Annotated in this window: 16 protein-coding genes; 1 reads left to right on the top strand and 15 read right to left on the bottom strand. The window is 72.7% G+C overall.

The genetic code is table 11. The features are described 5' to 3' along the window. Nucleotides 1-287 precede the first annotated feature (287 nt). Nucleotides 288-968: a glycoside hydrolase family 75 protein gene (locus AOK24_RS13570; RefSeq protein WP_055720314.1), complete on the top strand. Its 681-nt coding sequence runs from the start codon at nt 288-290 to the stop codon at nt 966-968. Here AOK24_RS13570 and AOK24_RS13565 read toward each other — a convergent pair. From AOK24_RS13565 to AOK24_RS13495, 15 genes are all read right to left on the bottom strand, one after another. Next, on the bottom strand, nt 965-2,131 hold the full coding sequence (locus tag AOK24_RS13565) for a macrolide family glycosyltransferase (protein ID WP_063799441.1): 1,167 nt from the start codon (nt 2,129-2,131) through the stop codon (nt 965-967). The genes AOK24_RS13570 and AOK24_RS13565 overlap by 4 nt on opposite strands. 161 nt (nt 2,132-2,292) lie before the next feature. Next, the gene (locus AOK24_RS13560; protein ID WP_055720312.1) at nt 2,293-2,928 is read right to left on the bottom strand and encodes a CatB-related O-acetyltransferase; all 636 of its coding nucleotides are present in this window, start codon (nt 2,926-2,928) and stop codon (nt 2,293-2,295) included. Between the two features lie 80 nt (nt 2,929-3,008). Next, nucleotides 3,009-3,416, bottom strand: coding sequence for a dihydroxyacetone kinase phosphoryl donor subunit DhaM (dhaM, locus tag AOK24_RS13555; RefSeq protein WP_055720311.1), 408 nt, complete (start codon nt 3,414-3,416; stop codon nt 3,009-3,011). Then, on the bottom strand, nt 3,413-4,033 hold the full coding sequence (gene dhaL / locus AOK24_RS13550) for a dihydroxyacetone kinase subunit DhaL (RefSeq protein WP_055720310.1): 621 nt from the start codon (nt 4,031-4,033) through the stop codon (nt 3,413-3,415). Before dhaL ends, dhaM begins: the two co-directional genes overlap by 4 nt. Before the next feature lie 22 nt (nt 4,034-4,055). Then, entirely contained in the window at nt 4,056-5,048 is a 993-nt protein-coding gene (dhaK, locus tag AOK24_RS13545) for a dihydroxyacetone kinase subunit DhaK (protein WP_055720309.1), read from the bottom strand. Nucleotides 5,049-5,194: 146 nt separating this feature from the next. Continuing rightward, nucleotides 5,195-6,076, bottom strand: a complete 882-nt coding sequence (locus AOK24_RS13540) for a metal ABC transporter permease (RefSeq protein WP_055720308.1) — start codon at nt 6,074-6,076, stop codon at nt 5,195-5,197. Further along, nucleotides 6,073-6,924, bottom strand: coding sequence for a metal ABC transporter ATP-binding protein (locus AOK24_RS13535; protein WP_055720307.1), 852 nt, complete (start codon nt 6,922-6,924; stop codon nt 6,073-6,075). The genes AOK24_RS13540 and AOK24_RS13535 overlap by 4 nt, the downstream gene beginning before the upstream one ends. Nucleotides 6,925-6,935: 11 nt before the next feature. After that, nucleotides 6,936-7,883 carry a metal ABC transporter solute-binding protein, Zn/Mn family gene (locus AOK24_RS13530; RefSeq protein WP_055720306.1) on the bottom strand — a complete coding sequence of 316 codons (948 nt, stop codon included), beginning with the start codon at nt 7,881-7,883 and terminating at the stop codon, nt 6,936-6,938. A gap of 123 nt (nt 7,884-8,006) precedes the next feature. Further along, nucleotides 8,007-8,438, bottom strand: a complete 432-nt coding sequence (locus tag AOK24_RS13525) for a Fur family transcriptional regulator (protein ID WP_079056801.1) — start codon at nt 8,436-8,438, stop codon at nt 8,007-8,009. 92 nt (nt 8,439-8,530) lie between these two features. After that, nucleotides 8,531-8,842 carry an ArsR/SmtB family transcription factor gene (locus tag AOK24_RS13520; protein WP_055720305.1) on the bottom strand — a complete coding sequence of 104 codons (312 nt, stop codon included), beginning with the start codon at nt 8,840-8,842 and terminating at the stop codon, nt 8,531-8,533. A 53-nt stretch (nt 8,843-8,895) separates the two neighbouring features. Further along, on the bottom strand, nt 8,896-9,198 hold the full coding sequence (locus AOK24_RS13515; RefSeq protein ID WP_055720304.1) for a hypothetical protein: 303 nt from the start codon (nt 9,196-9,198) through the stop codon (nt 8,896-8,898). A gap of 208 nt (nt 9,199-9,406) precedes the next feature. After that, nucleotides 9,407-10,171 carry a class I SAM-dependent methyltransferase gene (locus AOK24_RS13510; protein ID WP_055720303.1) on the bottom strand — a complete coding sequence of 255 codons (765 nt, stop codon included), beginning with the start codon at nt 10,169-10,171 and terminating at the stop codon, nt 9,407-9,409. Nucleotides 10,172-10,265: 94 nt separating this feature from the next. Beyond that, nucleotides 10,266-11,474 carry an aminotransferase class V-fold PLP-dependent enzyme gene (locus tag AOK24_RS13505; protein WP_055720302.1) on the bottom strand — a complete coding sequence of 403 codons (1,209 nt, stop codon included), beginning with the start codon at nt 11,472-11,474 and terminating at the stop codon, nt 10,266-10,268. A gap of 5 nt (nt 11,475-11,479) precedes the next feature. After that, nucleotides 11,480-12,799 (bottom strand): pyridoxal-phosphate dependent enzyme, encoded by a 1,320-nt coding sequence (locus tag AOK24_RS13500; protein ID WP_055720301.1) that lies wholly within the window; start codon nt 12,797-12,799, stop codon nt 11,480-11,482. 7 nt (nt 12,800-12,806) lie between these two features. Then, nucleotides 12,807-14,273, bottom strand: coding sequence for an alanine racemase (locus AOK24_RS13495; protein WP_055720300.1), 1,467 nt, complete (start codon nt 14,271-14,273; stop codon nt 12,807-12,809). Nucleotides 14,274-14,290 lie beyond the last annotated feature (17 nt).

The raw sequence follows: 14,290 nt of genomic DNA, 5'->3' as shown, positions 1-14,290 counted from the left end.
GTCGGTGCCGCGGCCAGCGCGACGGCCGCCGCGCTCGCCCCGGCACCGACAAGAAGCTGAAGTGTGCGCATGCGGCAAGCCAAAGCGGCCCGCCCGGGGCACGCACCCCGGGAGCCGCCGGGCAGGTGACGGATTCCTTCGTACGGCGCAACCGGGCACCGGGCCCTTCTGCCGGACCGTCAGCGCGCGTGCACCGTACGGCCCCCTTGAGGTGGCCGAGGTGGCGGGAGGCCGCCAGATTTACCTGAGTGTCCGTCAAAGTCCCCCCGCGGAGAGGGTTTCTCTACGTGCGTCCCCAGTCGTTGACACTCGCCGTCGCCTGCCTCGCCCTGCTCGCGCCGACCTCGCCCGCCGTCCCCCAGGCGTTCGGCCTCCCCACCTCCGAGGGCCCCGTCGCAGCGGCCGACCTGCTGGCCAAGGTGCGGGGCTGCGACCCCGTCTCGCGCGGCAAGTACCGGACGGACGACGGCGCGCGGCGCACCGTACCCGTCTGCGGGACCCGTGACGCCGTGTTCTGGAAGGCCGACATGGACATCGACTGCGACGGGCGCCCCGGCCGGCACTGCAACCGGGACGCCGATCCGCTGTTCGCGCCGACCACCGCCTTCCAGCAGTCCGACGGACGCCAGCTCAGCGCGGAGACGCTGCCCTACATCGTCGTCCCCATGAAGAGCGCCACCTGGAACCACCGGGACAGCGGGGTGCACGCCGGTTCCGTCGCGGCCGTGATCTACCGGGGCCGGGTCCAGTACGCCGTGGTGGGCGACACCGGACCCGACGACATCATCGGCGAGGCGTCCTACGCCACCGCCAAGGCCCTCGGTATCCCGGCCGACCCGCGCACCGGGGGTGTGTCCTCGGGGGTGACGTACATCGTCTTCAAGGACTCACGGGTCAAGCCGATCGAGGACAGGGCGGAGGCGCTGGCGGTGGGGGAGCGGCTCGCGAAGCTGTTCGTCCGGAGCTAGATCAGCTCCTCGACGAGATCGGCCGCCCGGCTCGTCCCCCCTTCCTTGCGGGCCGCGTCCCTCAACTCCGCCGACCTGCGCGCCACTTCGGGGTCGGCGGTCAGCTCCAGCAGGGCACCGCGCAGGGCCTCGGCCGTCGCGTCCGCCGTGTCGAGGCGGCGGGCGATGCCCAGCTCGACCAGCCGGTCCGCGTTCATGAACTGGTCGGTCGCCTGCGGGACGGCGATCATCGGGACCCCGGCGAGGAGGCCCTCGCCGCAGCCGCCCATGCCCGCGTGGGTGACGAACGCGTCGGCGCGGTCGAGGATCGCCCGCTGCGGCACCCAGGAGTGGACCTCGACGTTCGCCGGGATCGTCCCGAGGTCCGCCGGGTCGGTGTACTTGCCGATCTGGAGGACCACGTGCCAGCCGGGCAGGTCACCGAACGCGGCGATGCACTGCCGGTAGAACTCCGGCTGGCGCGTAAACGCCGAGCCCAGGGACACCAGCAGCACGTTCTCCGCGTCCGCCGGACGCGCCCAGTGCCCCTCGGCGGGATCGAAGCAGGGGCCCACGAACGTCACCGTGGACGTGTCGACGCGGTCCGCCTGCGGCTGCATCGCCCGCGTGATCGTCGCGACCGTGTGCGCCGGACGGCCCGCGAACTCCTCCATCGCGAGCGTCGACGCCCCGGACTCCTTGAGCCACGCGTCGAACCGCGCCCGGTACGCGTCCGCGCCCGGCAGCGCCCAGATGTGCGCGGCGACCTCCGTCTCGTACCCCTCCCAGGCCACGAAGGTCGGGGAGAGCAGCATCAGGGGGCGGCCCTGGGACTCGGCGAGGACGCGGGCCGGGTACGCGCCGATGTCGTACAGGTAGAGGTCGGCCGGGTCCGCGTCGTAGACGGCGCGGAGCTGGGGGAGGGCCTGGACCGCGTCGTCCAGGAACACGGACATCGCGCCGATCGCGTCCTCGGGCCAGTCGTTGTCGGCGACCGGGAGGACGGACGTGTACGGGACCAGCTCCGCGCCGGTCGGCTCGATGAGGTGGGCCACGGCGGGGTCGTTCGCGTAGGTCACCCGGTGGCCGCGGGCGACCAGTTCACGGATCACGTCGAGACTGGGCAGGACGTGGCTGACAGCGGGGATGCCGACCATCGCGATATGGGCACGGCGACGGGACATGGACGATCACACTCACTTCAGATCTAGGGATTCAGGACACGACGAAGCGCGGCCCGGCGGCATCGCGCGGGGCGCTGTGAGGGCCGTGTCAGCCGTAGATCTGAAGGAATCCGTACATGGAAACGACCTTAGCCCGGTCGGGTGGCAGCGCGCATCCGGATTTACGGCGCCGCCGCTTCCAGCTCGTCCACGCTCCCCGCCATGATCGTCCGCACGTGCGCGGTGATGTGCTCCAGCGGCCAGTCCCACCAGGCCAGCGCCAGCAGCCTCGCCACGTCCTCGGCGCCGAACCGGGAGCGGATCAGGCGGGCCGGGTTGCCGCCGGCGATGCCGTAGTCGGGGACGTCGGAGGTGACCACGGAACCCGTCGCGACGATCGCGCCGTGCCCGATCCGCACCCCCGGCATCACGGTCACACCGTTCCCGAGCCACACGTCGTTGCCGACGACCGTGTCACCCCGGTCCGGGAGGCCGGTGAGCAGGTCGAAGTGGTCGGCCCAGGCGCCGCCCATGGTCGGGAACGGGAACGTGGAAGGGCCGTCCTGGCGGTGGTTGGCGCCGTTCATGATGAACCGCACGCCGGTCGCGAAGGCACAGAACCGGCCGATGACCAGCCGCTCCGGGCCGTAGTGGTAGAGGACGTTGCGCGTCTCGAAGGCCGTCGCGTCGTCCGGGTCGTCGTAGTACGAGAACTCCCCGACCTCGATCAGCGGGGACGTGACCAGCGGCTTCAGCAGCACGACACGCGGCTGGCCGGGCATCGGGTGGAGGGTGGCCGGATCGGGGAGCACAGGCATGGCGGACTCTCTCGGGAGGTGTACGGGGGCGGGGATGCCGCGTCCATGATCGCCCGCCCCGCCCACCGTACGACCTCCCGTCACACCTTCCGGTACGCGTACGCCTCCCCGGCCGCCGCCTCCACGGCCGTCAGGTCCGCGCCGGTCGCCGCCGTGACCGCCGCCGCGATCGCCCCCTCCACGAAGGGCGCGTCCAACAGGCGGATGTCGTGCGGCAGTTCGTCGTCCTCCAGGAGTGCCTTGACGGTGAGGACGGCGCTCCCGAGATCGGCGAGGACGGCGACCCCCGCACCCCGGTCGACCTCGGCGGCGGCCCGCGTGATCAGGGCGGCGCTGGTGCCGAACCCGCCGCCCTCGGTGCCCCCGGCGGCGGCCACGGGTACGGCCGTACCGTCGCCCACCAGACCGCGCGCGAGGTCCGCGACGGACTCCGCGACGGCGGCGCTGTGCGAGACCAGCACGATCCCGACGAGCTTCTGATCGCTCATGGCGTTTCCTCCCCTTGCCCTTCCCCTCGGGTGTCGGCCAGCGCGGCGATCAGCAGGGCCGACGACGTCGCCCCCGGGTCCTGGTGACCCACGCTGCGCTCACCGAGATAGCTCGCGCGCCCCTTGCGCGCCTGGAGCGGCACGGTCGCCGCCGCCCCCTGCTCGGCCGCCGCCCGCGCCGCCGCGAACCCGGCGTCGAGCGCCTCCACGGCCGGCACCAGCGCGTCGACCATGGTCTTGTCGCCCGGCGCGGCCCCGCCGAGCCGCATCACGGCCTCCACCCCGGCCCTGAGTGCCGCCGCGAACTCGGCCTCGCTGACCTCGGGCGCCTCCCCGAGGGCCTTGCCGGTGCCGCGCAGCAGCGTCCCGTACAGCGGCCCGGAGGCACCGCCGACGGTGGATATGAGCTGGCGTCCGGCGAACTGGAGGACGGCGCGCGGCGTCGCGGGCTCCTCCTTCTCCAGGACGGCGGCCACGGCGGCGAAGCCGCGCCGCAGGTTGGCGCCGTGGTCGGCGTCCCCGATGGGCGAGTCCAGCTCGGTGAGCCGGTCCGCCTCACGGTCCACGAGATCCGCAGCGGCCGTCAGCCAGCGGCGGAAGAAGTCGGCGTCCAGCATGGCAACTCCTCGCTCCGTACGGTCACATGCCCCAGCGCAGCCCGGCCGTGCTGACCGGCGCCTTCCACAGCCTCAGCAGCTCCTCGTCGACCTGGCACAGCGTGACGGACGCGCCGGCCATGTCCAGCGAGGTGACGTAGTTGCCGACCAGCGTGTGCGCGACGGCGACCCCGCGCGCGGCCAGGACGCGCTGGACCTCGGCGTTGAAGCCGTACAGCTCCAGGAGCGGCGTCGAGCCCATGCCGTTGACCAGGACGAGGACCGGGTTGCGGGGGTTCAGGTCCTCCAGGATCGCGTGGACCGCGAAGTCGGCGATCTCCCCGGACGTCATCATCGGACGGCGCTCGCGGCCCGGTTCGCCGTGGATGCCGATGCCGAGCTCCAGCTCGCCCGGCGGCAGGTCGAAGGTGGGGGAGCCCTTCGCGGGGGTGGTGCAGGCGCTCAGGGCGACGCCGAAGCTGCGGGAGTTCTCGTTGACCTGCCGGGCGATCGACTCGACGCGCTCCAGGGGCTGGCCCTCGTCGGCCGCCGCGCCCGCGATCTTCTCGACGAACAGGGTCGCCCCGGTGCCGCGCCGGCCCGCCGTGTACAGGCTGTCGGTGACCGCGACGTCGTCGTCGACCAGGACCTTCGCGACCTGGATGCCCTCGTCCTCGGCGAGTTCGGCCGCCATGTCGAAGTTCAGGACGTCGCCGGTGTAGTTCTTCACGACGAACAGCACCCCGGCCCCGCTGTCCACGGCCGCCGCCGCGCGGACCATCTGGTCGGGCACCGGGGACGTGAAGACCTCGCCGGGACACGCCGCCGACAGCATGCCGGGGCCCACGAAACCGCCGTGCAGCGGCTCGTGCCCCGAACCGCCGCCCGACACCAGGGCCACTTTTCCGGCGACCGGCGCGTCCCGCCGCACGATCACCCGGTTCTCGACGTCCACGACCAGCTCGGGATGGGCGGCTGCCATCCCCCGCAACGCGTCCGCGACCACGGTCTCCGGAACGTTGATCAGCATCCTCATCGGTATCTCCCGGGGAAGCTAGAAGACGGGCTCATCCCTGCATCTTCGCAGGCCGGAACCGGCGATGATACCGCTGGGCAGACCCGTGCCCCGGGCGGGGCGGCGAGGCCCTCCCGTCCCCGCCGCCCCCGGGGGACCGGCGTGTCTCAGGCCGGCTGCGGCTCCGTCCTTCTCGCCCCCCAGCGGCGCGTCCGGTAGGTGCCCGCGAGCCGGCACACGACGTAGAGGGTGAACGAGATCGTCGTGACGTACGGGCTGATGGGGATGCTGCTGCCCAGGGCGAGGAGGATGCCTCCCTCGATCGAGACGACGGCGAACACCACGCTGAGCAGCGGCAGCAGCACCGGCGAGGCGGTGATCCGGGCGGCGGCAGCGGCCGGGGTGACGACCAGGGTGAGGACCAGGAGCGCGCCGACGACCTGCACCGAGAGGGCGACGGCGAGTCCGAGCACGATCATGAAGGCGAACGACAGCCCCCGTACCGGCACGCCGCGCGCCTCGGCGACGTCCGGGTCGATGCTGGCGAAGGCCAGGGGCCGCCACATCACCACGAGGGCGGCCAGGACCACGGCGGAGGTGCCCAGCAGCCACGCCATCTGCGGGGTGTCCACGGCGACGATCTGCCCGGTCAGCAGGCCGAACTTGTTCGCCGCCCGGCCCTTGTAGAGGGCCAGGAAGAGCACCCCGAGGCCCAGGCCGAACGGCATGAGGATGCCGATCGCCGAGTTGCGGTCCCGGGCCCGCGCCCCCAGGACGCCGATCGCGCCCGCCGCGAGGAGCGAGCCGACGATCGAGCCCGCCACGACGTTCGCCCCCAGCAGCAGGGCCGCCGACGCCCCGGCGAACGACAGCTCGCTGATGCCGTGCACCGCGAAGGGCAGGTCGCGCATCAGGACGAACACCCCGGCCAGGCCGCCGATCAGGCCGAGCGCGGCCCCGGCGATGAGCGAGTTGCGGACCAGGGCGAGGAGTTCGCCGTAGTCGGCGTAGTTGAAGATCTGGTGCCAGACCCCGTCGGCGAGCGTCATCGGCGGGCTCCGTCGGTCTCGGGGAGTTCCTGCGGGTGGTGGGGGCGGGCGTCCGGCCCGTCGGGGGCCCCGACGACCACGACACGGCCGTGGACGCGGACGACGTCGACCCGGGTGCCGTAAAGACGGGACAGGGAGCCGGAGGTCAGGACCTCTTCCGGGGTGCCGATCCGGTGGCCGCCCGGAGCCAGGTACAGCACCCGGTCCACCAGGTCCAGCACCGGGTTGATCTCGTGGGTGACGAAGACGACGGCCGTGTCGTGCGTGCGGCGCCGGGCGTCGATCAGTTCGGTGACGGCGCGCTGGTGGTTGAGGTCGAGGGAGAGCAGCGGCTCGTCGCACAGCAGGATGCGCGGGTCGGTGGCGAGCGCCTGTGCGACGCGCACGCGCTGGCGTTCGCCGCCGGACAGCAGGCCGAGGGGGACATCGGCGTAGGCCGACGCCCCGACGGACGCGAGGATCTCGTCCACCCGGCGGCGGACCCCGGCCGTGCGCAGCCGGGGGCCGAAGCGGTGCCCGTCGATGCCGAAGCGCACCAGGTCGCGGGCGCGCAGCACGGCGTGCGCGGAGAGCGTCGCCTGCTGGGGGACATAGCCGATGTGCCGGCTGGCCTCGCGGGGCGGGCGCCCCAGGATCGTCAGCGTCCCCGAGGACAGCGGCCGGCGGCCGAGCAGGGCCTTCACCAGGCTGGTCTTGCCCGCCCCGTTCGGCCCCAGGACCGCGAGGAACTCCCCGGGCCGCACATCGAGTTCGAGGCCCTGCCACACCACGCGCTCACCGTAGGACAGCGCGCCGCCGCGCAGACTGATCAGCGCGTCGCCGTCGGCCGCGCGCGGTACGGGGGCCATGGCCGGCCGCCTCACTTGTTCAGCGCGTCGGCGAGCGCGTCGACGTTGGCGGTCATCCAGCCGAGGTAGTCCTTGCCCTGGGGCAGGGTCTCGGTGACGGGGACGACGGGAACGCCCGCGGCCTTCGCGGCGTCCTCGACCTTCTGCGTCTGGGGCCCGGACGTCTGCGCGTTGTAGACGAGCGCCTTGACCTGCTTGCCGCTGTAGAGGGCCAGGGTCTCCTGGAGGATCTTCGGGGAGACGTCGTCGCCCTCCTCGACGGCCTCGCTGAACTCGCCGGGCGTCTTGTTCACCAGCCCGCTCGCCTCGGTCATGTACAGCGGCACGGGCTCGGTGATGCCGATGGCCTCGCCGCCGTGCCGCTTCTTGATGTCCGCCTCCTTGGCCTCCAGCGGCGTCAGCTTCGCCTTGAACGCCCCGGCGTTGCGGGTGAAGGTGGCGGCGTCCGCCGGGTCGGCCTTGCCCAGGGCGGCGGCGATCCGGTCGGCGATCTTCGCGACGGCGGGGAAGTCGTACCAGACGTGCTCGTTGAGCTCGCCGCCCTTGGGCGCGGTGTGGCCGGAGACCTGTACCGCGTCGATGACCTCGGCGGAGGAGTTGCCGCCGCTCTTCAGCATGCGGCCGATGAAGTCGTCGTAGCCGCCGCCGTTCTCGATGACGACCTTCGCCTTGGACAGGGCCAGCTGGTTCTGGGTGTTGGCCTCGTAGGAGTGCGGGTCCTGGTCGGGGTCGCTGATGACCGACGTGATGGCGGCCTTGTCGCCGGCTATCTGCCGGGTGATGTCGCCGTAGACGTTGGTGGAGGCGACCACGGGGATCGCGGCCGAAGTGGCCGGGGTGGCCGGGTCGGTCGCACTGCTTCCCGAGTCCGACGAGCTGCCGCAGCCTGCGAGCAGGGCTATCGAGGCGCCGGAGACGAGGGCCGCCAGACGGCGGGACGGGGACAGGGGCGCGGGCATGGGTCCTCCACGACGGGGGTGTTCGGGGGCTTTGCGAGCAAGTGGCCGGATCTGGTCCGGGCCGGCATCAGGCTAGATGGCAATGAATGTCAAGAGCGCGAAACTGATCGTGCGATATGACAATCATTGCCAAGAATTGATGCTGCTCTTCGCCCCACTGCTGTCGCCGGAAGGGTGGCAGGTGGTGCAGATCCCGGTGAGTTCGACGGTGTGCTGCACTGCCGCGTAGCCGGTGGCGGCGGCCACCCGTCGCGCCCACTCCTCCACGACGTCGGAGTCCACGGGGCGGCTGCGCCCGCAGGTGCGGCACAGCAGGTAGTGGCGGTGGCCCTCGGCCGGGCGGATCCGGTAGAGGCGCTCACCCGCTTCGTCGCGCACGACGTCCGCGCCGCCGGACGCCTCCAGGTCGCGCAGGGCGCGGTAGACCGTGGTCAGCCCGATCCGGACGCCGTCCTCGGTGAGCTGGTTGTGCAGTGCCTGGGCCGAGACGAAGTCGGGGCAGCCCGCGAGCGCGCGCATGACCGCTGTCCGCTGCCGGGTCTTTCGGCCGTCCACGGCAGGTCACCTCCCGGCGTTCGTGGACTCGTCATCCTCAAGTTAGATGAAAATGATATCCATGTCCATGTGAAGCCGGGCCGGGCGCGGTGCTACTCCTGCGCGTGATGGATGGCGTCCAGGACGATGTGCGCCACGTGGTCGTCGGTGAGGGTGTACCGGGTCTCGCGGGCCTGGCGCCGGGCGGTGACGATGCGGGAGGTGCGCAGCACCCGCAGGTGCTGGGAGACCAGTGGCTGGCTCACTCCCAGGGCGTCCACCAGTTCGTGGACGTACTTCCCGCCGCCGGACAGCTCGCGCACGATGCCCAGGCGTACCGGCGAGGCCAGCGCGCGCAGCAGTTCGCTGGCGGCCTGAAGGTCCGCGGCCGGCTCGCCCGCCGGGGGAGTGGGAATCGTCTCCATATGCGGACATTAGCATGTGGCAATAATTCCCGGCTCCCCCGTCACGGCGCTGCTCAGTGGTCGTCCCAGTGCCCCTCGTGGGCGGCGTGGCGGTGGCCGTCGTGCACGTAGTCGGTGTGGGTGCCGTGCGGTACGGCGACGTGGCCGCAGCCCTCGCCGTGCTCGTGGTCGTGCCCCTCGTGGACGGCGTGCCCCGGGGCGGCGCACTCGTCGACGTGGCCGTCGTGGGTGCGGTGGAGGTGGCCGTCGTGGGCGTAGTCCGTGTGGTCGCCGTGCGGGATGGCGACGTGGCCGCAGGCGTCGCCGTGGGTGTGGGCGTGGTCGTCGTGGGTGCGGTGCTCGGTGGCGGTGGCCATGGTGGAACTCCTTGCTCGTGCTTGCGGGGTGCCCTGGGCGCTGTGTCCAGGCCGCGTATGGCGACATTAACATATAGCGATCCCTGCATGTGTTGCGAGGGTCGGCCGCTGTTCGTCGCCTCTACGATCCTGCGCGCCGCACGGTCATGACCGGACCAAACGGTGGCAATGGGTTGGGGAAAGCCCGGTGGGGCGAGGGAGGCGGACGTCAGCGGATGGCGACGACGACATGGCTGTCGCCGTACTGCCAGACCGTGCCGGCCTGTCCGAAGCCCGCCTCCCGCAGCAGCCGGACGTGCGTGGCCGAGGACAGGGGCACGGGCGGGGCCGTCCGGGTGCGGGCCTCGCGCTCCCGGCGTTCGGTGAGGAGGTCGGCCAGCTCGGGATCGCGCGCGACCGCCCGCCACCAGGAGGACCAGTCCTCGTGGGCGTGGGCCCGCCGCCGCGCCGCGTGCCGGCGCCCCACGTGCCCCGTCACCCCGGCGAGCCCGGAGGCGTCGGGCGGGAGGTGGTCGCCGTTGACGAGGACGCCGCCGGGCCGCAGGAGGGCCGCGACCCGGCGGTAGGTGAGCAGCAGCGCGTCCGCGTCCAGATAGTGCAGGGCGGTCGTCGACACGGCCGCGTCCAGCGGGCGCCCGAGGTCCAGGGCCTCGGTCCAGCCCGGCGCGCCGATGTCCGCGTCGACGTAGCGGGCCGCGTCGGAGTGATGGGTACGGGCCAGCTCCAGCAGCAGCGGGTCGCGGTCCACGGCCACGATGTCCGTGCCGGGCAGCCGCCGGGCCAGCCGGGCCGCGAGCGAGCCGGGACCGCAGCCCAGGTCGACGACGAGGGGCCGGCCCGGGCGGCCCGCGGTGATGTGCTCGACGACGTCGGCGATGACCGTGAAACGCTCCTCACGGTCGACGGCGTACCGCTCCTGCTGGCGCTCCCAGCGCTCCACCCATCGCTCCGCCGTCGCCAGGCTCAGTCCCATCGGGTCGTGCCACCTTGCCGTCTCGCACCTGTCCGTGTCGGTCGCAGCAGAGGCTACAGGTGGAAACGGTTTCCATTCCTCTTTTCGGGCCGCGTCACGCGAGCGAGGCGAGGACGGTCAGCAACCGGTCGATCTCCTCGTCGGTGTTGTACACATGCAGGCTCACCCGGACCGAACCGGTCCGCTCACCCGCGCTCCCCTGGCAGTGGTTGTCGGAGCGGACCATGAAGCCGTGGCTGAAGAGGATGAAGCCGAGGTCGCCGGAGTCGATGCCCCGGTGCCGGAAGGTGACGATGCCCTGGCGCCGCTGCACGGCCGTACCGGCGGCCAGACTGGCCTGGCAGCCGAGGACCTCGTAGCACTCCAGGGGGCGCAGCCCGTTGGTGAGGCGGGCGGCCAGGGCCACCGTCCACCGCTCGATCCGGTCGGTGCCCGCCGCGTCCAGCCAGTCCAGCGCGCAGGCCAGCGAGGCGATGCCGGCGGTGTTGGGGGTCCCGGCCCAGCCGCCCGGCGTGAACGCGGGGCCGCGCGCCTGGCGGGCCCAGACCGCTCCGGTGCCGGGCAGGGCCAGGGCCTTGTGCCCGGAGAAGGCGACGAAGTCGACGTCCAGAGAGGCCACGGACACCGGCAGATGGCCGACGCTCTGGGCGGCGTCCAGACAGATCACGGCCTGCGGGCCGACCGCCTCGCGCAGCCGGTGCACGTTCATGTTCCCGCCGTACACGTGATGGACGTGGGTGGCGGCGACGAACCGGGTGCGCGGGCCCGCCAGGGTGGCCAGGGCGGTGTGGTCGTAGTCGCCGGAGGCGCGCTGGTAGGGCATCGGGCGGACGTGGACGCGCACCCCCTGGCCGGCCAGCAGCTCCTGAGCCTCCAGCCAGGGGGCGATGTTGGCCTGGTGGTCGGCGACCGGGACGACCATCTCGTCGCCGTCGGCGAGGAACGAGGGGAGCCAGTCGCGGGCGATGGCGCGCAGGCCCTCGGTGGTGCCGCTGGTGAAGTGGACGGCCGACCGCTGCGGGGCCGGGTCGGCGAGGAACCGCCCGATCCGGTCGCGGGCCTGCTCGACGAGGTCCGTGGTCCGGTTGGCCCACGGGTAGGTGCCGCGCCCGGCGTTGGCGTTGGACGTGGTGAGGTAGGTCTGGACGGCGTCCAGCACGGCCCGCGGCTTCTGGGCGGTGGCCGAGCTGTCCAGGTAGGCCAGCTCCGGATGGCCGGTGATGATCGGGAACTGGGCGCGCAGCCCGCGCTGCCACTCCCGCAGCTCGTCGGTGAGGCCCGGGCCCTCGGTCGTCGTGGTCATGGCGCTCAGTCCCGCACCAGGGGCGCGCCCGCGTCCCGCCAGGCGATGATGCCGCCGGTGAGGCTGCGGACGTCCGGGTGGCCCATGCGGGTCAGCAGGGCGGCGTAGCGGGCGGACTTCTCGCCGACCGGGCAGGCCAGCAGCACCGGCCGGCTGCGGCTGAAGGGCAGGCCGCCGCGCAGGAGTTCCCCGAAGACCTCGTCGACGATGTTGACCGATCCGTCGATGTGCAGCGCGGCGTACGCGAAGGGGCTGCGCAGGTCGACCACCAGGGGCTCGCCGGAGCCGATCCACGTTTGGGCGTCGGCGACGCCGATGGCCGGGGCCGTGCGTATCTCGGCGTCGGTCAGGTCGGCCGGGGAGTGCGCGCGGCGCGGGCGCCCGAAGAGGTCGGGGCGCCGGTCGCGGACGTAGCTCAGGTAGCTCTCGACGCGGTCGCAGACGATGAACACCGCCGACCGGCGCTCCGCCAGATCGCTGTCGACCGCGCGCAGTCGCCGTACGGCGCCGAAGTAGGCGGCTCCTCCGGTGGGGCCCGCCAGGATGCCGCAGCGGCGGTTGAGGGTCAGCATTCCCTCGATCGCCTCGTCGGAGGTGACGGCTTCGATCGTGTCGTAGGTGCCGGGGTCGAACAGGCCGACCTCGTGGGCCTCGTCGAGGGTGCGGATGCCGGGGACGAAGTCCGACTTGGCCGCGACCAGGCCCAGGACCTGGACCGAGGGGTCGTTGTCGCGCAGGACGCGGGCGACGCCCGTGGAGGAGCCGGCGGTGCCGACGCAGGCGATGAACCAGTCCGGGGCGCGGCCGTCCAGGTCCTTGAGGATCTCCGGGCCGGTGCCGGTGACGTGGGCCTCGGTGTTGCGGGGGTTGAAGTACTGGTCGGTGTGCAGGTAGGCGCCGCCCTGCTCGGTCAGTGTCCGGTGGAAGAGGGTCAGCGGGTCGTCGGTGGCGGTCGGGTCCAGGCATTCGCTCTGTCCCGGCAGCTCCTCGATCTCCGCGCCGAGCAGGAGCAGCAGGTCCTTGACCTCCGGGATGCGCATCCGGTTGGTGACGCTCTTGAACGTCAGACCGTGCATGCCCGCGAGGACGGCGAGCGCCTTGGCGGTGTTGCCGCTGGACAGCTCGACGACCTGGCTGCCGCGTTCGGCCGCGCCGGCCAGGTGCGGGCGGGCCATGCTCCAGGCGGCCCGGTCCTTGACCGACCCGAACGGGTTGAGCAGCTCCAGCTTGGCGTACAGGTCGATGTGCGTCAGGCCGTGCACGGCCGGGTCGATGCGCACCAGTGGGGTGTTGCCGATGGCCTCGGTGATGCTTTCGTACCTCACTCTGCGCTCACTCCGCTTCTCCCACGGGGATGGTCGGCCAGTACTGATCGTCCAGGCACCAGCGCCACAAGCCGCCGTCCTGCCAGGCCGCGACCTTGCGGGCGGCGGGCTGCTGCTGGGCGCGGGTGGCGTGGAAGTCCATGCAGTAGGCGGCGGTGTTGACGAAGGCCAGCAGGTCGCCCGGCGCGGGGCGGCGGGGCAGGAAGACCGTGCGGCGCGTGATCAGGTCGCTCTCCAGGCACAGGCTCCCGAAGAGGTGGACCGCGACCGGCCGGTCCTCGCCGCGCCCCTGAGCCCGGGGGAGGAGGAGGGGGTCCATCAGGACGCCGTGCTCCTCCAGGCCCACGTCGTCGGCCTTCGCCGCGAGCCGGACGTGGAGCACGCCGCCCGGCTCCTCGTCGCGCACCTCCAGGACCTTCGTGAGGGTCAGCCCGCACTGGTCCAGCAGGGCCCGGCCGGGTTCGGTGTACACGTCGTACAGGTGCTCCACCAGCAGTTCCCCCAGCGGGCGGCTGCCCAGGGACGGTGCCGGACGCCGCAGCAGCTGGTCGAGGTACCGGGCGCCGGCGGCCGGCCGGTGGGCGGGGTAGAGGCCGAGGGCGCCGCGCAGCGTGCTGGACTCGTTGCGCAGGCCATAGCCGTGTCCGCCCCAGGTCAGGGGCGGGCGGGTGCCCAGGACGGCCGCCGTCAGCTCGGTCGTGTACCGCTCCCACTGCGCGCCGTCGGCGAGGTAGTCGAGGCCGAAGCCGCCGCCGAGGTCCACGGCGCGGGGCCGCAGCCCGCGCCCGCGGCACTCCTCCAGGGCCCGCAGGCAGCCTTCGAGCGCGGTCGCCTTCTCGTCGGCGCTCGTGGTGTCCAGGTGGTATGCCGTCCCCACCAGGTCGACCGCGTCACCGTGCTGTTCGACGCAGTCCAGCAGCCGGCCGAGGTCGGCCGCGGGCGTACCGAACCGGCTGCGCCGGCTCAGGACCTTGACGCCGGTCGCCTCGAAGCCCGACAGGCGCAGCAGGACCGGGACCCTGGGGAGCGCGTGCTTGCGGACGAGCGTGGCGAGCTGCTCCAGCTCGGTGCGGCTGTCGACGCCGACCGTGACCGAGGTGCGGGCGGCCAGCCACAGGAACTCCGGGTTCTTCGGGCCGGTGGCGAGGATCCGGCCGGGGGTGAAACCGGCGCCGAGCGCGTGCTGGAGCTCGCTCAGGGAGGCGACGTCCACGCCGCCGTCCGTGGCGGCCAGCCGCCGCAGCAGGGCGCTGGACCGGGCGGCCTTGTGCGCGAAGTACACCTGGCCGGAGAGGTGATGGGCGCCGTACACCGACCGGAACCGGTCGAGGTTCTCCGCGATCTGGTCGGGGACCACCACGTGCAGCGGGGACCCGAGCGCGTCGGTGAGCGTGTGCGCCAGTTCGGGGGAGTCCAGCAGCGAGCCGAGCCGCGGGCCCAGCCGCGGTGCGAGATACAAGGGACGCCCGTCCATGCCCAGCCCCCTCCGCC

Origin of the sequence: Streptomyces niveiscabiei (assembly GCF_001419795.1) — a bacterium.
Taxonomy (GTDB): domain Bacteria; phylum Actinomycetota; class Actinomycetes; order Streptomycetales; family Streptomycetaceae; genus Streptomyces; species Streptomyces niveiscabiei.
This window is presented reverse-complemented; position numbering and strand designations above follow the sequence as displayed.

Bases quoted from the DNA above. Each gene is read 5' to 3' on its own strand.
- AOK24_RS13565 (WP_063799441.1), bottom strand. From the start codon at position 2,131: ATGTCCCGTCGCCGTGCCCATATCGCGATGGTCGGCATCCCCGCTGTC.
- AOK24_RS13560 (WP_055720312.1), bottom strand. From the start codon at position 2,928: ATGCCTGTGCTCCCCGATCCGGCCACCCTCCACCCGATGCCCGGCCAG.
- dhaM (WP_055720311.1), bottom strand. From the start codon at position 3,416: ATGAGCGATCAGAAGCTCGTCGGGATCGTGCTGGTCTCGCACAGCGCC.
- dhaL (WP_055720310.1), bottom strand. From the start codon at position 4,033: ATGCTGGACGCCGACTTCTTCCGCCGCTGGCTGACGGCCGCTGCGGAT.
- dhaK (WP_055720309.1), bottom strand. From the start codon at position 5,048: ATGAGGATGCTGATCAACGTTCCGGAGACCGTGGTCGCGGACGCGTTG.
- AOK24_RS13540 (WP_055720308.1), bottom strand. From the start codon at position 6,076: ATGACGCTCGCCGACGGGGTCTGGCACCAGATCTTCAACTACGCCGAC.
- AOK24_RS13535 (WP_055720307.1), bottom strand. From the start codon at position 6,924: ATGGCCCCCGTACCGCGCGCGGCCGACGGCGACGCGCTGATCAGTCTG.
- AOK24_RS13530 (WP_055720306.1), bottom strand. From the start codon at position 7,883: ATGCCCGCGCCCCTGTCCCCGTCCCGCCGTCTGGCGGCCCTCGTCTCC.
- AOK24_RS13520 (WP_055720305.1), bottom strand. From the start codon at position 8,842: ATGGAGACGATTCCCACTCCCCCGGCGGGCGAGCCGGCCGCGGACCTT.
- AOK24_RS13515 (WP_055720304.1), bottom strand. From the start codon at position 9,198: ATGGCCACCGCCACCGAGCACCGCACCCACGACGACCACGCCCACACC.
- AOK24_RS13510 (WP_055720303.1), bottom strand. From the start codon at position 10,171: ATGGGACTGAGCCTGGCGACGGCGGAGCGATGGGTGGAGCGCTGGGAG.
- AOK24_RS13505 (WP_055720302.1), bottom strand. From the start codon at position 11,474: ATGACCACGACGACCGAGGGCCCGGGCCTCACCGACGAGCTGCGGGAG.
- AOK24_RS13495 (WP_055720300.1), bottom strand. From the start codon at position 14,273: ATGGACGGGCGTCCCTTGTATCTCGCACCGCGGCTGGGCCCGCGGCTC.